This is a genomic window from Pseudomonas sp. WS 5410 (assembly GCF_012985645.1).
Taxonomy (GTDB): domain Bacteria; phylum Pseudomonadota; class Gammaproteobacteria; order Pseudomonadales; family Pseudomonadaceae; genus Aquipseudomonas; species Aquipseudomonas shahriarae.
This window is the reverse complement of record NZ_JAAQWS010000013.1, coordinates 169,743-195,189: the sequence shown is the minus strand read 5'-3', so window position 1 is coordinate 195,189 and position 25,447 is coordinate 169,743. Positions and strand designations below refer to the sequence as shown.

The window sequence follows — 25,447 nt, the reverse complement described above, 5'->3', positions numbered from 1 at the left end:
AAGGAATTTCGCCCATGGCCTGGAAGCCACCCCTGCATATCCTGCTGGCGCCCATCACCGCCGACAGCGGTGCGACGATCGAGCAGATCCAACTCAAACCCTTGTTCTACGCCCCACAAAAACAGGCCCTGGCCCGTGCGGGCGATGATGAGGACGACCAGTTCTTCGAGCTGGCCAAACTGGCCACCGGCCTCTCGGAAAAGGAACTCGACCAACTCAAGCGCCCGGACTACGTGAGCATCGTCCAGTACGTGCACGACCTGTCGACGCGCCCGGCTTCGTTCTTTCTGGAAGGTTCCACCGAGCCTGGCGAGGAGGTGCAACTGCTGCTGCCACTGGAAGTGGCCGGCCGCGTATTGACCAGCGTCACCCTGGAAATGCCTGCCCTGCGTGCCACCAAAGTGATGAAAAAACTCGCCACCAACAAAGAGCGCGCCGAGTTCATTACCTCGCACTGCACCGGCCTGATGATCCCCGATCTGGACGGCCTGACGGTGCCTGATTGGACGGAATTGCAGGAGCGCATCGACGATTTTTTAAACAAACCGGCGGACTTCTTTCGCAGCGCGACATCGAAGTAATCCTCGACGTTGTACCGCTGGTTTACTCGGTAAACGAAGCGGAAATCCTCGAATGGGATGCCGCAAAAGCATTGCGCCGCTACGACATCGCGATCAATCGCCTTGGCGTCAAATAGGAGTAGAGCGAGATGCAAGACCCTCGATATACGCTCAAGCTCGCCGACGAAGACAAACGCTGGATGACCTTTCCCGCACTGGCCGAAAGTGGCGCCTTGCAACTGCCGGGCCTGCTTGAAGCACAGGACGAAAGTCTGGTTGGCGCCTCCAGTGTGGGCGGCGCAACCGAGCCGCCGTCTGAGCTGAGCCTGGCCCTGGCCAACGCCAGCCTGCATATCCACGCGTTGACCGAGGAACAGGTGCGCCTGCGCGAGAGCCTGGAAACCCTTAATGGCACCCTGTTTATCACGGGTGGGCCGCTGGGCGGCACGGTCGCTGAAACCATGACCAGTGCGCCGCAAGCTGCGCCCGAAGACAAGGCCTCGGCGACTGAGTCCTGGTTGAGCAAGAGTTCCAAATGGGTGGGTGAAAGCTTGCTTGATACGGTCAAGAGCCGGGTATCGGGCAAGGTAGTCGATGCAACGCTGGGCAAGTTGCCCTACGTCGGGAAATTGTTCCGGGATGATAGCAAGGACTGCTGCTGCCCAGGCGCCAGCGAACCCTTGACCGGGCGGGCTCGTTACGGGCCCAAAGGGTCACGAAAAACGGTGAGGCAAAACGGCACTGGCCGCACAAGTCCACCGGTGCCGAGAAAAACCTCAGGGACCGGCAGGAGCGCCACTGGGCCCATGGCAATCATGAGGAGCCTGGGCGAGCGCGCAGGCAAGGTGTTTGACGGCCTGAAAACGGGGTTCCTGGCGCGGGTGAGTTCGGTAAGCGCTAGCCTGCGAAGGGTTTCTACCCGTGGGTTGAGCGCAGGCAAGGCGTTGCTATTAAAGAGTGCATCAGCCCTCGGCCTGCGCAAGGCCCCAGCCTCCCGCCTGGTCCCAACCCTGAGCCGGCTGGGGTCTATAGGCGTGCGCAGGTTGACGCCATTGCGCTCCGCCGATGCCGCCATCAACGTCGTCCGGGGCGTGCGCAGCGGCAACATGCGAGCCGTCGGCAGCGGCCTCGGTACAGCCGGTGCCGCATGGGCCGGCGCTTCTGCCGGAGCGGCCCTTGGCACCCTGGTATTCCCTGGCGTGGGCACTGCGGTGGGCGGCGTTATCGGTAGCCTGTTGGGCGGCGAGGGCGGTAGTTGGTTCGGTGAAAAATTGTTCGGCCCCAGTGACCGCCTGCCATCGCCCGATGCCGTGAGCAAAGAGCTCAACAGCGCCCGCTCGGACAACGTCCAGGTCACCCTGGCGCCGAGCATCCAGATCACCGGCGTCAACCCTGCCGATGCCCAGCAGGTGGTCGACCGGGTCCTGCAAAGCCTGCAAAACCAATGCGTGCCGATGCTCAGCGATTCACTGGCGGTTCGGCGCAATGCGGCACTGACCGACGGAGGTGATTGATGCGACAGCAGATGGTGTTGGGCGACTTTATTTTCGGGCTGTCCCGAGGGTTCGCCTATTCCGCGCTCCAGCGCAGCAGTGATGGTGGCTGGGGCGACCTGGAGATTATTGCCAGCAAGCCCCAGTCGCGACAGAACGGTCAGAAGCTGGAAAAACTGACCTTCAATGGAACCGCCATGGCGGCCGTCGGCATGCAGCGCCTGGACCAATTGCGCGCCTTGCAGGATGCACGGGCACCGCTGCCGCTGGTCGATGGCATCGGCCGCAATTGGGGGTTGTGGCGCATTACGGCGGTCACGGAAAACCAGGCCAGTGTGATTGATGACGGCACTGCCATGGTGATCAAGTGGACGCTGGTGCTGGAGGAATTTATCAATGCGTAGAGTCCGAAGTATTGCCGGTGATTCGGTCAACCTCCTGCTCTACCGTGAGCTGGGGCGGTGCGATGACGCGGCCGAAGAAACCCTCTGGCGCTTGAACCCCGGGCTTGCCGAGTATGGCCCAGTGTTGCCGGCGGGCATCGGGGTGATCGTGCCCGAGATGGACGCGCAACCGGGTGTTGCAAAGCCGGTTTCGGCCTGGGATTAAGGAGGCAACATGGCAATGGGATTTACCCCGGTCGTGGAGATTTATGGCGCCAACGCGGCCTTGATCAACCCACGGCTGATGCAGTGGAAGCACACCGACGCGGCGGGGATCGAATCCGACCGCCTCGAACTGACCATCAATATCGAGGGCCTGGAAGGCCTGCCGAGCCTGGGCGCCAAGATCGGTTTGCGCGTGGGTTACCGCGAGTCGGGCCTGGTGGAAAAAGGCGAGTTTGTGATTACCCAGCGCACGCCTTACCTGTTTCCCATGCGCCTGGTGATTGTGGCCACGGCGGCGCCGTTCAGCGTGATGGACCAGAGTGGCTACCGCCAGCGCCGTTCCGCCAGCCATGGGCCCACGACCCTCGGTGCGCTGTTTCGCCAACTGGCGACGCGGCATGGGTTTTCGCCCAGGGTGGCGCCGTCGCTGGATGGGATTGCGATTGATCATATCGACCAGTCCAACGAGACGGACATGGGCTTTATCACCCGCCTGGCCGGGCGTTACAACGCGGTGACCAAGCCGGTCAACGAGCTGTATGTGCTGGCGGAAAGCGGCCAGGTCAAGTCGCTCTCGGGCCAGCAACTGCCGGATGTGCGGCTGTCGGTGACCCATGACAACCGTCCCGGCGAGCAGGCGTTTATCAGTGCCCGGGTTGATGAAAATGCGCGGGCCAAATACCAGGGGTGCCGTGTCAGTTGGTGGGATGCCGCGGCCTCTCGCCAGCGCGTGGTCGAGGTGGGGATCGCGCCGTTCAAGACGTTGCGCCAACGGTGCCAGAGTGAAACCGAAGCGCGCTCAGTGGCACAGGGCGAGTTGCGCCGGGTGGGGCGTGAAGGTTTGAGCATCACCATCGACTGCCCTGGTAACCCGTTGCTGTCCGCCGAAGGCCTGTTGTTGCTGGATGAAACCTGGCCGGGCTATATGCAGGGGCGCTGGTCGATTGACAAGGTGACCCATGTAGGCGACACGACGACGGGGTATCGCAGTTCGATCATGGCCCGTGGATTGGCCTCTTAAATGGTTGGAGATCAAGGATGATCACGCTGAAGCAGTTGCAACAGATCCTGCCTAACGCCCGCGCCCAAGCGGGCGTTTTTATTCTGGCGCTGAACGCCGCCATGCTCCATCGACACATCACCGGGCCTAAGCGGATGGCGGCCTTTATCGCCCAGGTCGGGCACGAGTCCGGCGAGCTGCGTTACGTGCGTGAACTGGGCGGCGAGCACTACCTGAGCAAATACGACACGGGCGCCTTGGCTGCACGCCTGGGCAACACTCCCGACGCCGACGGTGACGGCCAGAAGTACCGGGGCCGCGGCTTGATCCAGATTACCGGGCGGCGCAATTACCTGGCCTGCAGCCGGGCGCTGTTTGGCGATGAACGTCTGCTGCATTTCCCCGAACTGCTGGAGCAGCCGCAATGGGCGGCCGAATCCGCCGCCTGGTTCTGGCACAGCAACGGCTTGAATGAATTGGCCGACCAGGACCAATTCACCACCATCACCCGCCGTATCAATGGTGGCCTCAACGGACTGGAGCACCGCCAACAGCTGTGGGAAAAGGCGAGGGCGGTGTTATGCCGTTGAGCGGGCGCATATGGGCGGTTGCCCTGCTGATGGCTATCTCGGCGGCAGCCAGTTGGCAGGTCCAGGCCTGGCGTCATGGCCTGGCCTTTGAGCGCCAGGCCGCACGGCATTCAGCCCTGCTCAACCGGCAAAGCCAGGAAGCACAGGGCCAATACCGGGCCGAACAGGACAGGCGCCGGGCGTTGGAGCAACAGCTTCACGCCAGCGATCAACAACACACGCGGGAGTTGAGCGATGCACAGCGTCACCAGGTTTATCTGCGCGATCGGTTGGCCACTGCTGATGTGCGCTTGTCAGTCCTTCTCGACGCCACCGACCCCGCCAATGGCCGCGCAATGCCGGCCACCGCCGCCAGCAGCGTGGTTCATGGAGCCCCGCGAGGTCGACTTGACCCGGCGCATGCTCAACGAATTATCGGCATCACCGATGCCGGCGATAACGGACTGATCGCGTTGCGGGCCTGCCAGGCGTATGTAAGTGCCATCACCCGGTAATCTGTTGAAGCCGTCTGCAGCTTGCGTGGCCGATGAGCTCCTGTAGGGTAGGCAAACCCCCGCACTTTCCTGGAGACGACCGTGAAGGAAATTACCCAACTCGCCGCCGAACTTGGCCGACGTTTGCAGGTGCTCAATGCCCACGTCACCACCGCCGAATCCTGCACCGGTGGCGGCATCGCCGAAGCCATCACCCGTATTCCGGGGAGTTCGGCCTGGTTCGAGGCCGGGTATGTGACCTATTCCAATCGCCAGAAGACCCGTCAACTCAATGTGCCGGAAGGGTTGTTTCCCAAGGTCGGCGCGGTGAGCCGTGAAGTGGTCGAGGCCATGGCCCGGGGCGCCCAGGAAAAAAGCCTGGCGCGGTTTGCGGTGGCGGTCAGCGGCGTGGCGGGCCCCGATGGCGGCTCGCCGGACAAACCGGTGGGTACTGTCTGGCTGGCCTGGGGTGTCGGTGACGAGGTTACGGCTGAGTGCCAGCACTTCCCCGGCAACCGCGACGAGGTCCGCCGACAAACGGTAAAAGCCGCATTAGAGGGGCTGTTGCGACGAGCTGCAGCAGAAATAGAAAATCAGGGGTAGGCGATCCCCGATCTTTATGGAACAATACTGTCTACTTATACAGGTGTTGGCCGTCAGGCCTTATTGATTACGTGAGGACTTTAATGGACGACAACAAGAAGAAAGCCTTGGCTGCGGCCCTGGGTCAGATCGAACGTCAATTCGGCAAGGGTGCCGTAATGCGTATGGGCGATCACGACCGTCAGGCGATCCCGGCTATTTCCACTGGCTCTCTGGGTCTGGACATCGCGCTCGGCATTGGCGGCCTGCCAAAAGGCCGTATCGTTGAAATCTACGGTCCGGAGTCTTCTGGTAAAACCACCCTGACCCTGTCGGTGATTGCCCAGGCACAAAAAATGGGCGCCACCTGTGCGTTCGTCGATGCCGAGCACGCCCTGGATCCTGAATATGCTGGCAAGCTGGGCGTCAATGTCGACGACCTGCTGGTTTCGCAGCCGGACACCGGCGAGCAAGCCCTGGAAATCACCGACATGCTGGTGCGCTCCAACGCCATCGACGTGATCGTGGTCGACTCCGTGGCAGCCCTGGTACCAAAGGCTGAAATCGAAGGCGAAATGGGCGACATGCACGTCGGCCTGCAAGCCCGTCTGATGTCCCAGGCGCTGCGCAAAATCACCGGTAACATCAAGAACGCCAACTGCCTGGTGATCTTCATCAACCAGATCCGGATGAAGATCGGTGTGATGTTCGGCAGCCCGGAAACCACCACCGGTGGTAACGCGCTGAAGTTCTACGCTTCGGTCCGTCTGGACATCCGCCGTACCGGCGCGGTGAAGGAAGGTGACGAGGTTGTCGGTAGCGAAACCCGCGTCAAGGTTGTGAAGAACAAGGTGGCTCCGCCATTCCGTCAGGCTGAGTTCCAGATCCTCTACGGCAAAGGTATTTACCTGAACGGCGAGATGATCGACCTGGGCGTGCTGCACGGCTTTGTCGAGAAGTCCGGTGCCTGGTATGCCTACAACGGTAGCAAGATCGGTCAGGGCAAGGCCAACTCGGCCAAGTTCCTGCAGGACAACCCGGATATCGCGGCGACCCTCGAGAAGCAGATCCGCGACAAGCTGCTGACCCCGGCGCCAGACGTCAAGGCAGCAGCCAACCGCGAACCTGTTGATGACATGGCAGAAGCCGACGCTGATATCTGAGTCCAACGATGACAGTTGTACTCGATACGCTGGTTGCCGTACGGCGTACGGCAATGGACCTGCTCGCACGACGCGAGCACGGTCGTGTCGAGCTGACGCGTAAACTGCGTCAGCGTGGCGCCCCTCCCGAAATGATCGAAACAGCCCTCGACCGCTTGACGGAAGAGGGGCTGCTTTCCGAAGCCCGTTATCTCGAAAGTTTTGTTTCCTATCGGGCACGCTCGGGCTACGGCCCTGCGCGGATTCGCGAGGAACTGAGTCAGCGGGGCTTGCAGCGCGCCGATATTGAACTAGCGTTGCGTGAGTGTGGCATCAGTTGGCAAACGCAACTGGAAGACACTTGGCGTCGCAAGTTTGCCGGCCATCTGCCGATTGATGCCCGTGAGCGTGCCAAGCAAGGGCGCTTTTTGAGCTATCGCGGGTTTTCAATGGAGATGATCAGCCGCTTGTTGAGCGGTCGAGATCTGGACGACTGATTCTTCGGCAAGCGGCGATCAAAGGGGCTCGACAGCTCCCACATAAAACAGCACTAAAACAAAAGGCCCGCTATGAAAATAGCGGGCCTTTTTTGCGTTTTACGGCCTCACGCCGGTTCCGGCGCTACGCGTTGCTGTGTTTTACCCTGGGCTTGGGCCCAGTTCTCCGGCAAGTTGATGTAATCCACCAACTCCCGCAACCGCCCCTGATTACGCCCGGTGAAGTTGAACACCAGTCGCGTCAGGTGGCTGAAGTGCGCTTCATCGTGCTCTTCGCCCCCATAGGCCAATTGCTGGAAGTCATCACTCAGCCGCAGGTCAGCGAATGCCGTCTGTATATGCGCCAACGCACGCTCGCTGAGAGGGTGGTTCATGCGCACCACAAACTGGCGTTTCAACCAGCGGGTGGAGTGGAAGTTCGCGTAGAACTGGTTGATTTCGTTCACTGCCTCTTCGGCGCTGTGCACCAGGCGCACCAGCTTGAGGTCGGTGGGCAAGATGTAGCGGTTGGCCTCCAGTTGGCTGCGAATAAAGTCCAGGGCGCCTTGCCAGAATCCACCGCCGGGCTCGTCCAGCAGTACTACTGGAACCAGCGGGCTCTTGCCGGTCTGGATCAGGGTCAAGACTTCCAAGGCTTCATCCAGGGTGCCGAAGCCACCCGGGCACAGCACCAACCCATCGGCTTCCTTGACGAAAAACAGCTTGCGGGTAAAGAAGAAGTGGAACGACAGCAGGTTTTCCGTGCCATCAATGGTCGGGTTGGCATGCTGTTCAAAGGGCAGGGTGATATTGAACCCCAGGCTGTGGGCCAGTCCGGCGCCTTCGTGGGCGGCAGCCATGATGCCGCCGCCACCACCGGTGATGACCATCAGGTCCGAACGGGCCAGGGCCGCGCCCACTTCGCGGGCCAGGGCGTAGAGGGGGCTTTCCACTGGGGTGCGGGCCGAACCGAAGACGGTGACCTTGCGGCGGCTTTTGAACTGTTCGAGCACACGAAACGCGTGGTCCAGTTCATTGATTGCTTTCAAGGTGATCTTGGCGTTCCAGCGGTCACGGTCATCCTGGGCCATGCGCAGCACGGTGAGGATCATGTCGCGATACAGCGAAATATTCGGGCTACTGGGGGCAATCAGGTTGAGTTGCGCTTCGACCTGCTGGGCGAGGTCGGTCCCGTTTCCTGGAAAATGACGATTCAGCAGGTCATTCGGTTGATCAGGCATTCAGCTTCTCCTTCGTTACAGAGCCCCGGCGTCTTAGTGCAGGCTGCTGACGGCGACGAAACAGGCTCTGTATGTTCCTTGTGATTAAAAACCTTTGCACTGCAAGTCGCGCGAGGGCAACCTTTTTTGCCCTGGAAATGTTACCGGATGGCTCGATCATGAGCCCCTAAAGTCTTGTCTGGCAATAACTTAATAGGGATTGATCAAGGTTTTGCAGGAAGGGCTGTGGCGAGGAGGCTTGTCTTCCGTTGGGCTGCTTAGCAGCCCCCCTGAGGTCTGGCAGATAGGCCGACAACTCAGGTTTCAGGGCTGCTGCACAGCTCAACAGGGGCCATGTTGGCGCTTGGGGAGGGACTTACTTTTTCTTCTTGGCCGGAGCCGGGCAATCCGCTTCGACGAACTTGACCGACGCCACCGGGCGGTTGGTCTTGTTTTCGGTGATTTCGTAGCGCATCACCGCGCCCTTGGCCATCAATTCGCGATAGCCTTTATTCAGGCAGACGCTCTGTCCCAGCTGGAAATACACGGCCTTGGGGTTGGCGCGCATCTGTTCGGCGCGCTCTGGCAGGACGCTCAGATGGTCAATCAGTTGCATGCCTTCGACGGTGTAGGCCACTTCCAGGGTTTGTTCATCAATTTCCCTGGGCAGGTCCTTGTTGCTTTCTGCCGCGACGCTTTGCAGTTTCTTGTTCATTTGCAGCTCCACCAGGGAGGCTGCCTGGGCGCCTACGGGTAATACCAGCGCCAGGGCGACGGTCGGGGCGGCAAGACGCAACATAAGACGCAGCATGAAACTCTCCTGATTCGGTTACTGGTCCATAGACCCGTCACTGCGCTATGCGTTCAGTGGCGCGGGATTATAGGTGACCTGTCGCCGCGACGGCCAGGCGTATTGGTTGGGCGGCTCTGGTAAACTGCCGGCACTTTTGCTGCCCCGAGTTTTGCCCGTGTCGATTTTCATCGCTTCACAACGGCGCCCGCTATGAGTCATGCGGTCTTCCGTCTGCGTACCCAACGCCTGGCCCGTGCCGTCAGCCCCTTTGTCGCACGCGGCTCGCGTGCCGAACGTTGCCCCAGATGCCGGGTCATCCCCGAATACTGCTTGTGTGCGTGGCGCCCCAAGGTCCAGGCCAGGTCGGCCATGTGCCTGTTGATGCATGACGTGGAACCGATGAAACCGAGTAATACCGGTTGGCTGATAGCGGATGTAATCGACGATACAAGTGCTTTTCCCTGGGCGCGCACGGCCGTCGAACCTGAGCTGCTGGCGCTGCTGGCCGACCCGCAATGGCAGCCCTATATCGTCTTCCCCGGCGAGTTTGTAGCGCCGCAGCGGGTGGTCAGCGAGGTCAAGGTGGCGGATGGCAAGCGTCCATTGTTTATCCTGCTGGACGGCACCTGGAGCGAAGCGCGCAAGATGTTCCGCAAGAGCCCGTATCTGGAGCACCTGCCGGTACTGAGCCTGGAACCGGAGCAGTTATCGCGCTACAAGTTGCGCCGCTCCAAGCGCGATGACCATTTCTGCACTGCCGAAGTGGCTGCCTTGTGCCTGGAATTGGCCGAGGACCAGCAGGCCAGCGAAGTGCTGGACGCCTACCTGGATGTTTTCAGTACCCATTACCTGGCTGCCAAGTTCCAGTTGGCGCTGGATCCGACGGACAGTGTCCATACCCGTCTTGCACCTTATCTGTAGGACTTCGCGGCCAGATGACATTTGCATGATGGCACTGCATCGCCTGAGGCGGCTAAAATGCCATCAAGCGTAACTGTTCGTGACAGCCGCTGGCTGGCACCTCGTACGTTGGTGAGCACCGAACCCATCGGTACTCCCATAAAAAACAGGATCATTTAATAAATGGCCACATACGAAATCCTGATTGCCGATGACCATCCGCTGTTCCGTAGCGCGCTGCACCAGGCGGTTACGCTGGAGCTGGGCGCGGATGTACGCCTGGTTGAAGTGGGCAGCATCGCTGAACTGGAAACCCAGCTCACTGACAAGACTGATTGGGATCTGGTGCTGCTGGACCTGAACATGCCCGGCGCCTACGGGTTTTCCGGCCTGGTACTGTTGCGCGGGCAATATCCGCAGATTCCGGTGGTGATGGTGTCGGCCCAGGAAGAGGCAGACGTGGTAGTGCGCTCTCGTGAGTTCGGGGCCAGTGGCTTTATCCCCAAGTCCAGTTCCATGGAGCAGATTCGAGCTGCGGTGCGTACGGTGCTGGACGGTGATGTCTCATGGCCGCCCCAGGCATTTGAAGAAATCAACGTGTCTGCCGAAGCCAAGGCCGCCCAGGAAGGGCTCGCCAGCCTGACGCCCCAGCAGTTTCGTGTGCTGACCATGGTCTGCGAAGGCTTGCTGAACAAGCAGATCGCCTATGAGCTGAGCGTATCCGAGGCGACCATCAAGGCGCACGTCACCGCGATTTTCCGTAAGCTGGGCGTGCGCACCCGCACCCAGGCGGCGCTGCTCTTGCAACAGCTTGAGTCAATTTCCCATTAATAGAGCGGCGCTGTTCACGCTTTTTTGACTTGACGTGCTCTAGCTTCCTTCCATCATTTTTTGCTCAGTTGCCTGCCTATGTCGCCGTTCAAGGGTCAAACCGGTATCAAACGTATCTTCAACGCCGGGGGCTATTCCCTGGATGGTTTGCGTGCGGCTTTCACCGGCGAGGCGGCCTTTCGCCAGTTGGTCCTGCTCAACGTGATCCTGATTCCGGTGAGCTTCTTCCTCACGGTCAGCCGCGTAGAGCGCGCACTGTTGATTGCCGTGTGCCTGCTGGCGCTGATTGTCGAGTTGCTCAACTCGGCCGTGGAGGCGGCGATTGATCGGATTTCCCTGGATCGCCACCCGCTGTCGAAAAACGCCAAGGACATGGGCAGCGCCGCGCAATTCGTGGCGCTGACCATGATCACCGTGGTGTGGGCAGTCATCCTGATCTAGGCGATATTCGGCAGCACGATCTCGTCACTGCGCTGTACCCCGGCGGTAAAGGCGCGGCACAGCTCGAGAAATTCGCGCATGGCCGAGGTCTGGTACTTCTGTTTATGCCAGATAAAGTAGAACTGCCGGGCCAGGTCCAGGTCCGGGGTCTCCACCGGCACCAGGCTGCCGCGCCGGAACGCATCCCGTAGTGCCAGCCGGGAAATGCAACCAATCCCCAATCCCGACTCCACTGCGCGCTTGATCGCCTCGGTGTGCTCCAGCTCCAGGCGAATATTCAGCGCGCTGCGATGATGGCGCATAGCCTGATCAAACGTCAGGCGCGTCCCGGAGCCCTGTTCCCGCAGGATCCAGGCTTCATGGGTCAACTGCTCCATGGTCGCCTGCCCGCGCAGGGCCAGAGGGTGCTGGGGCGCGCAGAACACCACCAGTTCATCCTCGACCCAGGTTTGCACCTCGATGTCCGGGTGGCTGCAGTCACCCTCGATTAGACCCAGATCAATTTCGTAATGCGCGACCTGATGCACGATATGTGCAGTGTTCTGTACATGCAGCTTCACCTGGCTCTCGGGATGCTGCTGCATGAAGCTGCCGATCAGCAGCGTCGCCAAGTAATTGCCGATGGTCAGGGTGGCGCCGACCGCCAGGGAGCCGAAGCCGGACTTGCCGTTGAGCAGGTCTTCGATTTCCTTGGCCTGGTCCAGCAGCGCCACCGCCTGGGGCAGCAATTGATGACCCAGGGCATTGAGGCTCAGGCGTTTACCGGCGCGGTCGAACAATTGGCAGCTGGATTGGCGCTCCAGCTCGGTGATCGAGGTGCTGGCGGCGGATTGAGATAAGGCCAGAAGGCCAGCAGCGCGAGACACGCTTTCCTGCTGGGCGACGGCGACGAAGACTTGCAGTTGACGGAGAGTAAATCGCATATCTATATAACCGATAACCCTTATCTTAATAATCCAGTTAACAGATATTGTCGCCGCCATTAGAATACTGTGCAATTGCGCACCTATCATTTTTGGCGCTGACCCATTTCCAGGAGTTCCCCGTACATGAGCAACATGAACCACGAGCGTGTCCTCAGTGTTCATCACTGGAACGACACTCTGTTCAGCTTCAAGTGCACCCGCGACCCGGGCCTGCGCTTTGAGAACGGTCAGTTCGTGATGATCGGCCTGCAACAGCCCAATGGCCGCCCGCTCATGCGCGCTTACTCCATCGCCAGCCCTAACTGGGAAGAGCATCTGGAGTTCTTCAGCATCAAGGTTCCGGATGGCCCGCTGACTTCCCAATTGCAGCACTTGAAGGAAGGCGACGAGATCATCATCAGCAAAAAACCGACGGGCACCCTGGTGCTGGACGATTTGAAGCCGGGCAAACACCTGTACCTGCTCAGCACCGGTACGGGCCTCGCGCCCTTTATGAGCGTGATCCAGGACCCGGAAACCTACGAGCGCTTCGAAAAAGTGATCCTGTGCCACGGCGTGCGTTACGTCAACGAAGTCGCCTACCGCGAGTTCATCACCGAGCACCTGCCGCAGAACGAGTTCTTCGGCGAGGCGCTGCGTGAAAAGTTGATCTACTACCCGACCGTGACCCGTGAGCCGTTCGAAAACGAAGGCCGCCTCACCGACCTGATGCGCAGCGGTAAGCTGTTCAGTGATATCGGCCTGCCGCCGATCAATCCTGAAGACGACCGCGCCATGCTGTGCGGTAGCCCGAGCATGCTCGACGAGACCAGCGAAGTGCTGAACAGCTTCGGCCTGAAGGTTTCGCCACGCATGCGTGAGCCGGGTGACTACTTGATCGAGCGTGCGTTCGTCGAGAAGTAAGCACGACTATAAAAATGTGGGAGCCGCCCGGTGGGGGAGCTGGCTTGCCTGCGATGGCATCACCGTGGTGTAGCTGATACACCGAGGTGCCTATATCGCAGGCAAGCCAGCTCTCACACCGGCCAGCTCCCATATTTGTTTTTGGCGTTTATTCGGCCGCAACCACTTCAAGCACGCAAATCACCCCTGCCTCGGGATAGTGCCAGCGCACGTCCACATCCCAGAACCGCACACCATATTCGCGCTCCGGCCCTGGCGTCTGATACGCCGGCCGGGGGTCCTGTGCCAGGCACTGCTCAATCAGCTCCACCAACGGCTCGCCAAGGCGCTGGGCGTGTCCTTGTGCCTGGTGCAGCGCGGTCTTCAGCCACTGCACGGGAATCAGCTGTGGCGCGCTGCTTGCGATGCGGTTGGTGGCCGTGTCGATGATGTCGGCATAGGGTACATACGGCTTGATATCCAAGACCGGCGTGCCATCGAGCAAGTCGATCCCGGAAATCCACAGCCGGCCCGGCTCCACCTTGTCCAGCTTCACCACCGACTGACCGATGCCATTGGGGCGATGGGTCGCGCGGGTGGCAAATACGCCCATGGACGTGTTGCCACCCAGGCGCGGCGGGCGCACTTTCAAGCGCGGCTTGTCTTCCAGGGCCTGATGAAACAGGAACAGCAGCCACACATGGCTGACCTGCTCCAGGCCCTGTACGGCCTCACCCTGGTCGAACGGCGCCACCAACTCCAACACGCCCCTGGCGGCGGGCGCCAGTTGGGGTTGGCGCGGGATGGCGAACTTCTCCTTGAAGCAGGAGCGCACGAAACCTACGGGTGAGACGTTGTAATTCATGGCTTACGCGCGAACCCGCAGGGTCAGGCCCTTGAGGAAGTTACGCAGCAACTGGTCGCCGCACGGGCGATAGTTGGTGTGGCCGAACTTGCGGAACAGTGCGCTCAATTCCGGCTTGGACACCGGGAACTCGGCCGCCTTGAGGATGGCGTGCATGTCGTCTTCCTTGAGCTCGAAGGCCACGCGCAGCTTCTTGAGGATGATGTTGTTGGTCACCGGGGTTTCGATCGGCTGCGGGGGACGGCTTTCGTCCTTGCCGCGCTTGAAGATCACCAGGCCATCGAGGAAGTGCGCCATGACTTCGTCGGGGCAGAACACAAAGCCTTCTTCCTCGTCTTTCTTGAGGTAGGTCAGCAGGTCGTCCTTGGACACTTCCATGCCGCCGATCTTGATGATCTCGACCATCTTGTTGTCGCTGATGTCGAGCATGTAGCGCACGCTGCGCAGTACGTCGTTGTGAATCATGGTGGGCAATCCTGGTATTCGACTGTAGACATCGCCCGGGCGGGCGATCTCGAGAAATAGGGTGGCTTAGAACTTTTCCTTGCCGGACATGTAGCGCCATTGGCCGACTGGCACCTTGCCGATGGACACGCCGCCAATGCGGATGCGGCGAATGGCCACAACCTTCAGGCCAATGGCTTCGCAGAACAGGGCGATGATGCCGGGCTGCGGGTTTTTCAGGGCAAAGCGCAGGCGGTTCTCGTTCTGCCAGCTGGCTTTGACCGCAGGCAATTCCTTGCCTTTGTACATCAGGCCATGGGCGAGGCGGTTCAGACCGTGCTCTGCCACGTCGCCGGAGACCTCAACCACATACTCCTGCTCGATCTTGGCGGCATCGGCCGTCAGCTTGCGCAGGATTTTCCAGTCCTGGGTAAACACCAACAGGCCGCTGGCCTTAGCCTGCAGATCGGCGCTGGCGGTCAGGCGCAGGAAGTGGCCCTTGAGCGGGCGCTTGCTGAAGCGGTGCTCTTCAGACAGGGTTTCGGCGCTCAGGGACTGCATCGCGCTGTCGACATCCACACCAACCGGTGCATGAAACAGGATAGTCACAGGCTCTGGAGCCGTGGCCTTGGCCTCGGGATCAAGTTCGACTTTTTGTGTCGTGACCTTGAACTGTGGCTCATCAATCACTTCGCCATCTACCGAGACCCAGCCGCCTTCGATGAACAGCTCGGCCTCCCGACGGGAGCAACCGACCAGTTCGATAAGGCGTTTGGAGAGGCGTATGGGGTCAGTCATGACAAGGGCCGTAACAAAAGGGGGCGGCTATTGTACCTGCCTGGAGCCGGTTAATCCCGGCCCCATTTCGCTGCAGTTGCTTTTTGTGGGCGCAGGCAAGCCAGCGCCAACATTTGATTTGGGCTGTGTCAGCCGCTGCGTGTTTGCTGCACCTGGCGCAAACGCATATGCAGCAACGGATAGGGCTGGCCCATGCCGTCATGCTCGGTGCGCCCGATCACTTCAAAACCCTGCTTGAGGTAGAAGCCCAGGGCCTGGGGGTTTTGTTCGTTGACGTCCAGTTCATCGGCATTCATCGACGTAACCGCATACTGCAGCAACTGCTGCCCAAGGCCCTGGCCCCGGTAGTGCGGGTCGATAAACAGCATTTCCACCTTGCCCGCCGCAACGCCGGCAAATCCGGTGATCCGTTGGCGCGCGTCCTTGGTGCAGATCAACATCACGGCATCCAGGTAGCGCGTCAGCACCAAGTGTCTCAGGCGCTCGATGTAGCTATCCGGCAGGAAGTCATGGGTGGCTCGCACCGAGGCCTCCCAGATCCGGGTCAATTCCGGGTAGTCGCTGGTTTTCGGGGTGTGGATAACCGAGTGCTGGCCCATGCCCGCTGCTCCTTGCTGCTTGTTGGCGGTGATGGGGCAAACGATAGACCTAAAAAAGCCCCGCATCTTGTCCAGAAGCAGGGCTTTTTCAATTTTTTACCGCTTAGTCGCGTTTTTGCGCCCAGAGGTCGTACTCGTCGGCGTCGGTGACCGTGCACCAGACCTTGTCGCCGGGCTTGAGGCCGCTGGCATCGTCGATAAATACATTACCGTCGATTTCCGGCGCGTCGAAGAAGCAGCGGCCGACCGCGCCTTGCTCGTCCACTTCGTCGATCAGCACTTCGATTTCCTTGCCGATGCGCAGTTGCAGGCGGGCCGAGCTGATGGCCTGTTGATGGGCCATGAAACGCTCCCAACGGTCCTGCTTGACATCATCCGGCACCACCGCCAGGTCCAGCAGGTTGGCCGGGGCGCCTTCCACCGGCGAGTACTGGAAGCAGCCGACGCGGTCCAGTTGGGCTTCGGTCAGCCAGTCCAGCAGGTACTGGAAGTCTTCTTCGGTTTCGCCGGGGAAGCCCACGATAAAGGTCGAGCGGATGATCAGGTCCGGGCAGATCTCGCGCCAGTTCTTGATCCGCGCCAGGGTCTTGTCTTCGAAGGCCGGGCGTTTCATGGCCTTGAGTACTTTGGGGCTGGCGTGCTGGAACGGGATGTCCAGGTACGGCAGGATCTTGCCGGCGGCCATCAACGGGATCAGTTCGTCGACGTGCGGGTACGGGTACACGTAGTGCAGGCGCACCCACACACCCAGGCTGCTCAGGGCTTCGCACAGTTCGGTCATGCGGGTTTTCACCGGCGCGCCGTTCCAGAAACCGGTGCGGTACTTCACGTCGACGCCGTAGGCACTGGTGTCCTGGGAGATCACCAGCAGCTCTTTGACCCCGGACTTGACCAGGCGCTGGGCCTCGTCCAGTACATCGCCCACCGGGCGGCTGACCAGCTTGCCGCGCATCGACGGGATGATGCAGAAGCTGCAACTGTGGTTGCAGCCTTCGGAAATCTTCAGGTACGCATAGTGACGCGGGGTCAGCTTGATGCCCTGGGGTGGCACCAGGTCGATCAGCGGGTTGTGGTCCTGGCGCGGTGGCACCACATCGTGCACGGCGTTGACCACCTGCTCGTACTGCTGCGGACCGGTCACCGCCAGCACGCTTGGGTGCACGTTGCGGATATTGCCTTCTTCCACGCCCATGCAGCCGGTGACGATGACCTTGCCGTTTTCCTTGATGGCTTCGCCGATCACTTCCAGGGACTCTGCCTTGGCCGAGTCAATGAAGCCACAGGTGTTGACCACCACCACGTCAGCGTCCTGGTAGGTGGACACAACGTCGTAGCCTTCCATGCGCAGTTGCGTGAGGATGCGCTCGGAGTCGACCAGAGCCTTCGGGCAACCCAGGGAAACAAAGCCAACCTTTGGGTTGGCTTTTGCGATGGTGGTGGACATGTCTAACCTCGGTATTGAATGACGCCGCCAGTCGGGCACGACAGGGCAACGGATGGGCACTTGATGTGCCTCTGATCAAAAAGTGCGCAATTCTAGCGACGGGAAACGCGCTTGACCAGCTTTATGCAGGGAAATACGACGAGTGCTGCGTTATGCTGCGCGCCGTTGCACCGGGGGTAGATCGGTAGTCAACAAATAATCTGTTACTAGAAGTACAGCAGCACGCGCTGTGTATAGCTTAGCGTTGGGCTTAAGTGTATAGCTGTGCTGTTTATAAAAGACCTCAGGTCAAAAGGGCAGGAGTGGTTGATGGGTCAGGTAAATAGTCAGGCGGCAGGTGCCGGGCATTCCAGTGCAAAGCCAATCGGCATGTTGGTGGCGGCGGTCGGGGTGGTTTATGGCGATATCGGCACCAGCCCGCTCTACACCCTTAAAGAGGTGTTTTCCGGCAATTACGGGGTCCAGGTCAATCATGACGGCGTGCTGGGGATCCTGGCGCTGATTTTCTGGTCGCTGATCTGGGTGGTGTCCATCAAGTACATGTTGTTCGTGCTGCGCGCCGACAACCAGGGCGAGGGCGGCATCATGGCCCTGACGGCGTTGGCCCGACGGGCGGCGGGCAATCACCCGCGGCTGCGCAGTTTCCTGGTGGTGTGCGGCCTGTGCGGCGCGGCGTTGTTCTATGGCGACAGCATGATCACCCCGGCGATTTCCGTGTTGTCGGCCATCGAGGGCCTGGAACTGGCGTTCGACGGCCTGGAGCATTGGGTCGTACCCGTGTCACTGGTGGTGCTGGTGGGGCTGTTCCTGATCCAGAAGCATGGCACCGACCGCATCGGCAAGCTGTTCGGGCCGGTGATGGTCACCTGGTTTTTGGTGCTGGGTGGCCTGGGTATCTATGGCATCGTCCAGCACCCTGAAGTGCTTAACGCGATGAACCCGATGTGGGGCGTGCGCTTCTTCATGGTCCACCCGGGTATCGGCGTGGCGATCCTCGGCGCCGTGGTGCTGGCCCTGACCGGTGCCGAAGCGCTGTATGCCGACATGGGCCATTTCGGCCGCAAACCCATTGCCCGCGCCTGGTTTATCCTGGTGCTGCCGGCCCTGGTGCTCAACTATTTTGGCCAGGGCGCGATGCTGCTGGGTGACCCCGAGGCCGCGCGCAACCCGTTCTACCTGCTGGCGCCAAGCTGGGCACTGCTGCCGCTGGTGGGCTTGTCCACCCTGGCCACGGTGATTGCTTCCCAGGCGGTGATTTCCGGTGCGTTCTCGTTGACGCGCCAGGCGATCCAGCTTGGTTACATCCCGCGCATGCATATCCAGCACACCTCCAGCGCCGAGCAAGGCCAGATCTACATTGGCGCGGTGAACTGGTCGCTGATGGTTGGCGTGATCCTGCTAGTGCTGGGCTTCGAGTCTTCGGGCGCCCTGGCCTCGGCCTACGGGGTGGCCGTGACCGGGACCATGCTGATGACCACGATCCTCGTCTCCGCGGTGATGCTGTTGCTGTGGAAATGGCCGCCGGTCCTGGCAGTCCCGGTGTTGCTGGGCTTTTTGCTGGTGGATGGCCTGTTCTTTGCGGCCAACGTGCCGAAAGTAGTGCAGGGCGGTGCGTTCCCGGTATTGGCGGGGATCGTGCTGTTTGTGCTGATGACCACCTGGAAGCGCGGCAAGCAATTACTGGTAGAGCGCCTGGACGAGGGCGGGCTGCCGCTGCCGATCTTTATCAGCAGCATCCGCGTCCAGCCGCCCCATCGCGTGCAGGGCACGGCGGTGTTCCTCACCGCCCGCCCGGACGCGGTGCCCCACGCCTTGCTGCATAACCTGTTGCATAACCAGGTGCTGCACGAGCAGGTGGTGCTGCTGACGGTGGTCTATGAAGATATCCCGCGCGTTCCGGCCCAGCGCCGTTTCGAGGTGGATTCCTATGGCGACGGTTTCTTCCGCGTGATCCTGCACTTTGGCTTTACCGATGAGCCGGACGTGCCCGAAGCCCTGAAGCTGTGCCATCTGGACGACCTGGACTTCAGCCCTATGCGCACCACCTACTTCCTCAGCCGCGAGACGGTCATCGCCTCCAAGCTCGAAGGCATGGCGCGCTGGCGCGAAGGGTTGTTTGCTTTCATGCTGAAGAACGCCAACGGCAACCTGCGCTTCTTCAAGCTGCCGGTGAACCGGGTGATTGAGTTGGGCACCCAGGTAGAAATGTAGATCCAACAAAAAGCCCCCGTTGCCTTGCGGCAGCGGGGGCTTTTTGTTGTGCTGGCTATTAACCTGCAATGCGATCAACTGTGGGCGCTGGCTTGCCTGCGAGGGTTCATGATGACAGATGAACACCTGGCACCCCGGGGCGTGCCTACTGGCGTCATCGCAGGCAAGCCAGCTCCCACATTGACCGAGTCCATCAGACGTTACTCTGCCTTGACCTGACGCTTCTCGATGATATCCACCAGGCGCTTGGCCAATGCCGGGTAGTTTTCGTCGAAGTGATGGCCGCCCGGTAACTTCATGGCTTCGCCCACGGCGGTCTTGTCGGTGCAGCCGCTCTCGTCGACTTCTTCCTCACCGTAGATGCACACCACCTTGGCCGCTGGCAGCTTGGCCATTTCCGGGCCGGTGGCGGCTTCCTTGCCGGCGTTGCCCAGCCAGCCTTCCACTTCGATTTCGAAGCTGCCGGTGCGGGCAAAGGCCAGCAGGATAATGGCGTCGACCCGCTGCTGTTCGGCTTCCGGCAGGCGGTTGTAGATAGCTGGCAGTACATCGGCACCGAACGAGTAACCCGTCAGCACAAAGCGTTTGGTGCCCCATTTCTGCCGGTAGTGCTGCATCAGCTCGGTCAGGTCTTTGGCGCTCTGTTCCGGGCTTTTGTGCTGCCAGTAGTAGCGCAGGGTGTCGACGCCGACCACCGGGTAGCCGATCTTCGCCATTTCGCCGGCCACGTCGCGGTCCAGGTCGCGCCAGCCGCCGTCGCCGGAGAGGAACAGGGTCACGGTGTCCTTGGCCTGGCCGGCCGGCACTTCGACCACCGGGATCGCCAGGCCGCCATTGTCCGAACCCACCAGTTGCTTGCGCAGTTCATTGTTCAGCACTTGCGGGTAGTTGATGTCGTAGTCGCTGATGCTGGTGGTGGCACGCGGGGTGTCGCGTACGAAACTGGCGCTTTCGTCGTCGGGGTTGTCGTTCCAGGCCACCAGCCAGTTGCCGTGGGCGGCGGTTTTGGGCAGTGGGTCCGTGCAACCTTCCTGGACCAGGGCAAAGCCCACCGAGATGGCGTTGGCCTTGTCGTCGTTCTGCGTCGCCAGCCAGCGCCAGGCCAGGCCGGCGCCGGGGCCGATGCCGCTGACCAGGGTGGCCGGGCCCTTGAGTTGACCCAAGGCCGCTTGCAGGGCTTGTTCCTGCAGTTTGCAGTCTTCCTTGGGCAGGATCACTTGCACGATCTGGGCGCTGCCGCCCTGGCTCAAGGCAATCAGTTGGTGATCGGTCAGGCTGGCGTCGGCCATCACGGCGACCACTACGCGGGCCTTGGTGGTAGTGCCAGGTGTTACGCGGGTCATGCTCGAGCCGTCGGCCTGGGGCAACTGTTCCAGGGTCGGTTGAGGAGCAGGGCGATTCCAGTACCAGTAGCCGCCACCCAGGATCAGGGCCAGCACCACCAGACCTGCCAATACATACCGCCAGGAGCGTCGAATCATCAGCGTTTCACCAATCCAGTCAAGCCGCCCGCGATCAGGGCGGCGGTATCGGCCAGTGCCACCAGCGGATCAAGTCCTGCGGGCACGGCCATGTAACGAGGTTCCCAGTCAGGCTGGAACTTGTCTTTGAAGCGGCGCAAACCTTGGAAGTTATACAGTTGCTCGCCACGGCGGAACACCATCGAGCCCAGGCGCTGGGTCAGCGGTGCGCCACGACGCGGTTGCAGGCCCGACAACGGCACCATGCCGAGGCTGAAGCGTGCATAGTTGTGGCTTTTATAATGCTGGATCAAGCCGATCATCATGAACTCCATGGTCTGCTTTGGCGCGTCGGGGTGCGCGCGCATCAGGTCCAGGCTGGCCAGGTCATGGCTGTAGGTCTCCAGCAGGTTGGCGAAGGCCACCGGCTGCCCCTCGAAGCGAATCACCGCGATGCGAAAATGCTTGAGGTATTCATCGCTGAAACGGCCGAGGGAGAAGCCCTTTTCCCGCACGTTCTTGCCGGTCAGCCAGGCATCGGAAATGACTTTCAGCGCGTCCATGGGCGCCTGCCCCGGCTCGAAGATTTCCAGGGACAGGCCGTCCCGCGTCCCGCGGTTCCAGGTGTAGCGCAGGTCCTTCATCTCCTTGCCCTTGGCTTCCAGGTCAAAGCGCTTGAGATCGACCCGGGCTTCTTCGCCCAGCTTGATCGCCGTCAGGCCGATGTCCATATAGAAGGGCAGGTTCTCTGCGCGCACCTGGTAGAACACCGGGCGGGCGTGATGGATGTCGCACAGGTCGCGGAACTGCCAGATCATCTCGGCCCGTGGCTGGGTCGGGCCGATCGGGTCGTACAGCGCCACCAGGCTGCGGCCACGGCGGGCATACATCAGGAAGGCTTCGTCGTTGGGGTGGAATAGCAGGGCCTTGTCGCCGGTCAGGGCCAGGCCGCCGTCGGGTTGCGACGAGGCCATCAGGATCTTGGTGGCCCGCTCCAGCTCATCGGCGCTCGGCAGGTGGATCACCGGGCGGGCGGTGCGCAACAGCCAGGTCAGCGAGACAATCACCAACAGGATCGCGGCACCCAGCAGTGAGCGCAGGCCACGCGGGGCGTTGGCGTCGAGGGTGAACTGCCACCACAGTTGATGGCTATAAGGCACATCCTGATAGGCAAACAGCAGCAGCCAGATCGACGCACCGAGCACGCAGACGCTGGCCACCAGGTACAGCGGCGAGAACGGCAACTCGGTCAGGCGGCTGGCACGGTAGAACGAGCGGCGGAAGATCGCTAGCAGCACGGCGGTTATGGTCATCAGGCTGGCTTCTTCCCAGTCGAAGCCTTTGAGCAGTGAGAGCAGGGCGCCCACCAGCAGCAGCACCATGGTCAGCATCCACGCTGCCGACAGGCGCCGACGCAGGCCCTGGGCCAGCAACAGGCACAGCACGCCGATCAGGCTGGCGCCAAAGTGCGAGGCGTCAATCAGGCGGTGGGGAATCAGGAAGCCGATGTTTTCCAGGCGTGAGTCGATTTCCGGGGTGGCGCCGGAGAACAGCAGCACCACCCCGGACAAAAAAACCAGCACGGCCAACACCGGTGCCGCGAGGCCCGAGGCCACCCGCAGGCTCTGCTGGGTCTGGAACAGACGCTGAGCCTCGCTGATCAGTAGGAAGATGCACGCGATCAACAGCGGCAGCACCACGTAGATCATGCGGTACAGCAGCAGTGCGGCGGCCAGCGGTGCGGCGCCGAGCGTATCGGCAAATGCGGCCAGCAGGATCGCTTCGAATACCCCAACGCCGCCTGGTACATGGCTCAGGACACCGGCGGCAAGTGCCAGCAGGTAAACCAGCAGGAACGGACCGAATGGCGGCGCTTCTGGCAGCAGCAGATAAAGCACGGTAGCGGCGGCGGCGACGTCCAGGGCGGTGATGATCAATTGCAGGAAGGTCAGTCGGCGCCCTGGCAGGCGCAAGGTGCGGCGGCCGGCCCGGACCAGCAGGTTGTCGGGATAGGGCTGTTCTGGCAGTCGACGGCGGTAAATCCCGATACACAGTACGATCGAGAGCAATAGCACCGCACCGGCGATCCCGCCGAGCAACGTTGCGGGTAAGTGCAGGGCATTGGAGGCGGCGGGCAGGTTGCTGAGGGTGGCCAGGGCGGCGAGCGGCGGTAGGGCACAACCCAGGGCCAGGCTGGCAAACACGGTCATCCGGGCAACTTCCGAAGCCCCGACGCCATGCCGTGCATATAAGCGGTAGCGCACCGAGCCGCCGGACAGCATCGACAGGCCAATCGCATTGCCAATGGCGAACGCGGTAAAGCCGCCGTAGGCCAAAGTCTTGGCCGGCAGTTTTACCCCGGCGTAGCGTGCGCCGGAAAATTCGTAGCCCAATAGAATGATGAAACCGGCAATTGCGGCGGCGAAGGCGCCCAGCAAGGCGGGCTTCGGCACTTCCAGGATCGAGTCGTGGAGGGCGTAAAGGTCCAGCTCTAGCAGCAAGTGGCGGCAAGCGATCAAGGCAATGGCAAACAGCAGCAAAGTGACCGCCAGCCCAATGGGTTGGCGATACTTGCTCAACAGATCCAGCCAGCGCAGACGGGTGGGGGCGATCGGTTGTGTGGCTGTGACGGTGTCTTGTGGTTCAGACGAATTGGCGCGCATCAATCACCTCGTGGATTGTGCGCGACAGGATGGGGGTATCCAGCCAAGTTACCAATCCCTATGTACAAAATAATTACAAATAGTAACGCGGATCACCGGGTCCGGCGACAGCGTCCATTGGTCGCGCAAAAATGGGCTCGACACATGAGCATAGCTTGCAAATGGACGGGCTCTGAAACCCATGGGCGGTTTCATCTAAGATGCCATGCCATTGTTTCAAAAGAACTTTTCCATCAGACACAAAAAAGGCCACTCTTTCGAGTAGCCTTTCTTGATGTTTGGTTGCGGGAGCCGGATTTGAACCGACGACCTTCGGGTTATGAGCCCGACGAGCTACCAGACTGCTCCATCCCGCGTCTGTGGGCGGCATTCTACAGCGCAACGACGAGGTGTCAACCGTTAATGGCATAAAGGGCCAAATAACTGCAAATTAGCCTAAGTGCTCGATTGAACACGACTTTTCACTGCGTCGGCATATTGCATCAGGCGGCAGGGCAAAAACCTGCGCGCACAAAAAAGGCCACTCTTTCGAGTAGCCTTTCTTGATGTTTGGTTGCGGGAGCCGGATTTGAACCGACGACCTTCGGGTTATGAGCCCGACGAGCTACCAGACTGCTCCATCCCGCGTCTGTGTGTCGGCATTCTACAGAGGAATGACACTGTGTCAACCGCGGATTCAAAGAAAAGCGCTTGTGCTTCAATCGCTTAGCTCTCCAAATCAACTGCTGGAACGGTTTGCGGCCAGTCTGGCCGTGGCTTCCAGCTCTATTGGGGCGTGTTCTTCGATTGAGAAAATAAATTCATCCGGGCTTTTTCCTACCGCTTTGTCAGATGATTCAAAGTACTGGTGCTATATACAGGTGTGAATGCGATACTGGCGATCCGTCCACTTTATGTCCTGATCACGCCTCTCTTTATATGACGCAGCGCAAAATCATCCACGTCGACTGTGACTGCTTCTACGCTGCCATCGAAATGCGGGATAACCCGAGCCTGGCGCAAAAGCCCCTGGCGGTAGGTGGCTCGGCGGACCGGCGCGGGGTGATCGCCACCTGCAATTACGAGGCGCGGGCCTATGGCGTGCGGTCGGCCATGTCTTCGCGCCATGCGTTGAAACTGTGCCCCGACCTGACCATCGTCAAGCCGCGTATGGATGCCTATAAAGAAGCATCGAAAGAAATCCACACGATTTTCCGTGACTACACCGATCTGATCGAGCCGTTGTCGCTGGACGAAGCCTATCTGGATGTTTCCGATTGCGCGCATTTCGGCGGCAGCGCCACGCGTATTGCCCAGGATATCCGTCGGCGGGTCTCCAATCAGTTGCATATCACGGTTTCTGCGGGGGTGGCGCCGAACAAGTTCCTGGCCAAGATCGCCAGCGACTGGAAAAAGCCCAATGGACTGTTTGTGATCACCCCGGATCAGGTGGAGGACTTTGTTTCGGCGCTGCCCGTGAGCAAGTTGCATGGCGTCGGCAAGGTCACTGCTGAAAAACTGGCGCGGCTGGGAATAGAGGACTGCCTGCAACTGCGCGAGTGGAACAAGTTGGCGCTGGTGCGGGAATTCGGCAGTTTTGGTGAGCGGTTATGGAGTTTGGCGCGTGGGATTGATGACCGTGCGGTGCATAACGACAGCCGCCGGCAATCCATCAGCGTAGAGAATACCTACGATGTCGATCTACCGGACCTGCCCAGTTGCCTGGAAAAACTCCCTGAGCTGATGGAGACCCTGGCCGGGCGCATGCAGCGTATCGACAGCAGTTATCGGCCGGGTAAACCCTTTGTCAAAGTGAAGTTCCATGATTTTACCCAGACCACCCTGGAACAGGCGGGGGCAGGGCGGGACCTGGAGAGTTACCGGCAGTTGCTGACCCAGGCGTTCAATCGCGGGGGTAAGCCGGTGCGATTGCTGGGGATTGGTGTGCGCTTGCTCGATTTGAGCATGGGCAATGAACAGCTGGAGCTGTCCTGGTAGACGGCTGAAGGTGGGCCTTATGTGGGAGCGGGCTTGCCCGCGATGGCAGTGGGTCAGTCGAATAAATCT

The 25,447-nt window shown here is 60.6% G+C and carries 26 protein-coding genes and 2 tRNA genes; 16 read left to right on the top strand and 12 right to left on the bottom strand.

Going from position 1 to position 25,447, the window contains the following annotated elements:
* Positions 1-14 precede the first annotated feature (14 nt).
* The 10 genes from HBO24_RS19560 (at position 15) to recX (ending at position 6,945) form a co-directional block, all read left to right on the top strand.
* Positions 15-581 carry a phage tail assembly protein gene (locus HBO24_RS19560; protein ID WP_057439353.1) on the top strand — a complete coding sequence of 189 codons (567 nt, stop codon included), beginning with the start codon at positions 15-17 and terminating at the stop codon, positions 579-581.
* 128 nt (positions 582-709) lie between these two features.
* Positions 710-2,074 carry a tail tape measure protein gene (locus tag HBO24_RS29645; RefSeq protein WP_233092098.1) on the top strand — a complete coding sequence of 455 codons (1,365 nt, stop codon included), beginning with the start codon at positions 710-712 and terminating at the stop codon, positions 2,072-2,074.
* Entirely contained in the window at positions 2,074-2,457 is a 384-nt protein-coding gene (locus HBO24_RS19550) for a phage tail protein (protein WP_115128871.1), read from the top strand. Before HBO24_RS29645 ends, HBO24_RS19550 begins: the two co-directional genes overlap by 1 nt.
* Complete coding sequence (locus tag HBO24_RS19545) at positions 2,450-2,662, top strand: tail protein X (RefSeq protein WP_057439355.1); 213 nt, start codon at positions 2,450-2,452, stop codon at positions 2,660-2,662. Before HBO24_RS19550 ends, HBO24_RS19545 begins: the two co-directional genes overlap by 8 nt.
* 9 nt (positions 2,663-2,671) lie before the next feature.
* Complete coding sequence (locus tag HBO24_RS19540; RefSeq protein ID WP_057439356.1) at positions 2,672-3,682, top strand: contractile injection system protein, VgrG/Pvc8 family; 1,011 nt, start codon at positions 2,672-2,674, stop codon at positions 3,680-3,682.
* Positions 3,683-3,699: 17 nt separating this feature from the next.
* Positions 3,700-4,251, top strand: a complete 552-nt coding sequence (locus tag HBO24_RS19535; protein ID WP_115128869.1) for a glycoside hydrolase family 19 protein — start codon at positions 3,700-3,702, stop codon at positions 4,249-4,251.
* Positions 4,242-4,745, top strand: a complete 504-nt coding sequence (locus tag HBO24_RS19530) for a lysis system i-spanin subunit Rz (protein ID WP_170060125.1) — start codon at positions 4,242-4,244, stop codon at positions 4,743-4,745. The genes HBO24_RS19535 and HBO24_RS19530 overlap by 10 nt, the downstream gene beginning before the upstream one ends.
* An 81-nt stretch (positions 4,746-4,826) precedes the next feature.
* Positions 4,827-5,327 (top strand): CinA family protein, encoded by a 501-nt coding sequence (locus HBO24_RS19525; protein ID WP_032858393.1) that lies wholly within the window; start codon positions 4,827-4,829, stop codon positions 5,325-5,327.
* Positions 5,328-5,410: 83 nt separating this feature from the next.
* Complete coding sequence (gene recA / locus HBO24_RS19520; protein WP_029295312.1) at positions 5,411-6,469, top strand: recombinase RecA; 1,059 nt, start codon at positions 5,411-5,413, stop codon at positions 6,467-6,469.
* An 8-nt stretch (positions 6,470-6,477) separates the two neighbouring features.
* The gene (gene recX / locus HBO24_RS19515) at positions 6,478-6,945 is read left to right on the top strand and encodes a recombination regulator RecX (RefSeq protein ID WP_057439357.1); all 468 of its coding nucleotides are present in this window, start codon (positions 6,478-6,480) and stop codon (positions 6,943-6,945) included.
* A 107-nt stretch (positions 6,946-7,052) separates the two neighbouring features.
* On the opposite strand, the gene HBO24_RS19510 is transcribed toward recX, so the two are convergent.
* Positions 7,053-8,165 carry a TIGR00730 family Rossman fold protein gene (locus HBO24_RS19510; RefSeq protein WP_057439358.1) on the bottom strand — a complete coding sequence of 371 codons (1,113 nt, stop codon included), beginning with the start codon at positions 8,163-8,165 and terminating at the stop codon, positions 7,053-7,055.
* Between the two features lie 355 nt (positions 8,166-8,520).
* Positions 8,521-8,955 carry a PA3611 family quorum-sensing-regulated virulence factor gene (locus HBO24_RS19505; RefSeq protein ID WP_057439359.1) on the bottom strand — a complete coding sequence of 145 codons (435 nt, stop codon included), beginning with the start codon at positions 8,953-8,955 and terminating at the stop codon, positions 8,521-8,523.
* Between the two features lie 192 nt (positions 8,956-9,147).
* On the opposite strand from HBO24_RS19505, the gene HBO24_RS19500 reads away from it, so the two are divergent.
* From HBO24_RS19500 to HBO24_RS19490, 3 genes are all read left to right on the top strand, one after another.
* Positions 9,148-9,858, top strand: a complete 711-nt coding sequence (locus HBO24_RS19500) for a tRNA-uridine aminocarboxypropyltransferase (protein ID WP_057439360.1) — start codon at positions 9,148-9,150, stop codon at positions 9,856-9,858.
* A 162-nt stretch (positions 9,859-10,020) separates the two neighbouring features.
* The gene (erdR, locus tag HBO24_RS19495; RefSeq protein WP_057958630.1) at positions 10,021-10,668 is read left to right on the top strand and encodes a response regulator transcription factor ErdR; all 648 of its coding nucleotides are present in this window, start codon (positions 10,021-10,023) and stop codon (positions 10,666-10,668) included.
* Positions 10,669-10,740: 72 nt separating this feature from the next.
* The gene (locus HBO24_RS19490; protein ID WP_170060130.1) at positions 10,741-11,109 is read left to right on the top strand and encodes a diacylglycerol kinase; all 369 of its coding nucleotides are present in this window, start codon (positions 10,741-10,743) and stop codon (positions 11,107-11,109) included.
* Here HBO24_RS19490 and HBO24_RS19485 read toward each other — a convergent pair.
* A complete protein-coding gene (locus HBO24_RS19485) occupies positions 11,106-12,032 on the bottom strand; it encodes a LysR family transcriptional regulator (protein WP_032858383.1) in 927 nt (308 codons plus the stop codon). The genes HBO24_RS19490 and HBO24_RS19485 overlap by 4 nt on opposite strands.
* Positions 12,033-12,158: 126 nt before the next feature.
* Between HBO24_RS19485 and fpr the strand changes: the two genes are divergently transcribed.
* Positions 12,159-12,938, top strand: a complete 780-nt coding sequence (gene fpr, locus HBO24_RS19480) for a ferredoxin-NADP reductase (protein WP_003172178.1) — start codon at positions 12,159-12,161, stop codon at positions 12,936-12,938.
* Between the two features lie 148 nt (positions 12,939-13,086).
* On the opposite strand, the gene tsaA is transcribed toward fpr, so the two are convergent.
* The 5 genes from tsaA to rimO all read right to left on the bottom strand — a co-directional run bounded on the left by tsaA (position 13,087) and on the right by rimO (position 17,055).
* Positions 13,087-13,782 (bottom strand): tRNA (N6-threonylcarbamoyladenosine(37)-N6)-methyltransferase TrmO, encoded by a 696-nt coding sequence (gene tsaA / locus HBO24_RS19475; protein WP_057439363.1) that lies wholly within the window; start codon positions 13,780-13,782, stop codon positions 13,087-13,089.
* Between the two features lie 3 nt (positions 13,783-13,785).
* Entirely contained in the window at positions 13,786-14,247 is a 462-nt protein-coding gene (locus tag HBO24_RS19470; RefSeq protein ID WP_057439364.1) for a DUF1456 family protein, read from the bottom strand.
* A 66-nt stretch (positions 14,248-14,313) separates the two neighbouring features.
* Positions 14,314-15,024: an rRNA pseudouridine synthase gene (locus HBO24_RS19465; protein ID WP_057439365.1), complete on the bottom strand. Its 711-nt coding sequence runs from the start codon at positions 15,022-15,024 to the stop codon at positions 14,314-14,316.
* A gap of 128 nt (positions 15,025-15,152) precedes the next feature.
* On the bottom strand, positions 15,153-15,623 hold the full coding sequence (locus HBO24_RS19460; RefSeq protein WP_057439366.1) for a GNAT family N-acetyltransferase: 471 nt from the start codon (positions 15,621-15,623) through the stop codon (positions 15,153-15,155).
* A 103-nt stretch (positions 15,624-15,726) separates the two neighbouring features.
* Positions 15,727-17,055: a 30S ribosomal protein S12 methylthiotransferase RimO gene (gene rimO / locus HBO24_RS19455; protein WP_169959842.1), complete on the bottom strand. Its 1,329-nt coding sequence runs from the start codon at positions 17,053-17,055 to the stop codon at positions 15,727-15,729.
* Positions 17,056-17,376: 321 nt separating this feature from the next.
* Between rimO and HBO24_RS19450 the strand changes: the two genes are divergently transcribed.
* The gene (locus tag HBO24_RS19450) at positions 17,377-19,278 is read left to right on the top strand and encodes a potassium transporter Kup (protein WP_169959690.1); all 1,902 of its coding nucleotides are present in this window, start codon (positions 17,377-17,379) and stop codon (positions 19,276-19,278) included.
* Positions 19,279-19,478: 200 nt separating this feature from the next.
* Here HBO24_RS19450 and HBO24_RS19445 read toward each other — a convergent pair whose 3' ends face one another.
* The 4 genes from HBO24_RS19445 to HBO24_RS19430 form a co-directional block, all read right to left on the bottom strand.
* Complete coding sequence (locus tag HBO24_RS19445) at positions 19,479-20,759, bottom strand: virulence factor family protein (protein ID WP_170060124.1); 1,281 nt, start codon at positions 20,757-20,759, stop codon at positions 19,479-19,481.
* Positions 20,759-23,401 (bottom strand): bifunctional lysylphosphatidylglycerol flippase/synthetase MprF, encoded by a 2,643-nt coding sequence (mprF, locus tag HBO24_RS19440; protein WP_170060123.1) that lies wholly within the window; start codon positions 23,399-23,401, stop codon positions 20,759-20,761. Before mprF ends, HBO24_RS19445 begins: the two co-directional genes overlap by 1 nt.
* Positions 23,402-23,680: 279 nt before the next feature.
* Positions 23,681-23,757: transfer RNA gene (locus HBO24_RS19435), tRNA-Met, on the bottom strand.
* A 194-nt stretch (positions 23,758-23,951) separates the two neighbouring features.
* A tRNA-Met gene (locus HBO24_RS19430) sits at positions 23,952-24,028 on the bottom strand.
* A 291-nt stretch (positions 24,029-24,319) separates the two neighbouring features.
* On the opposite strand from HBO24_RS19430, the gene dinB reads away from it, so the two are divergent.
* Positions 24,320-25,378 (top strand): DNA polymerase IV, encoded by a 1,059-nt coding sequence (gene dinB, locus HBO24_RS19425; protein ID WP_057439370.1) that lies wholly within the window; start codon positions 24,320-24,322, stop codon positions 25,376-25,378.
* Positions 25,379-25,447 lie beyond the last annotated feature (69 nt).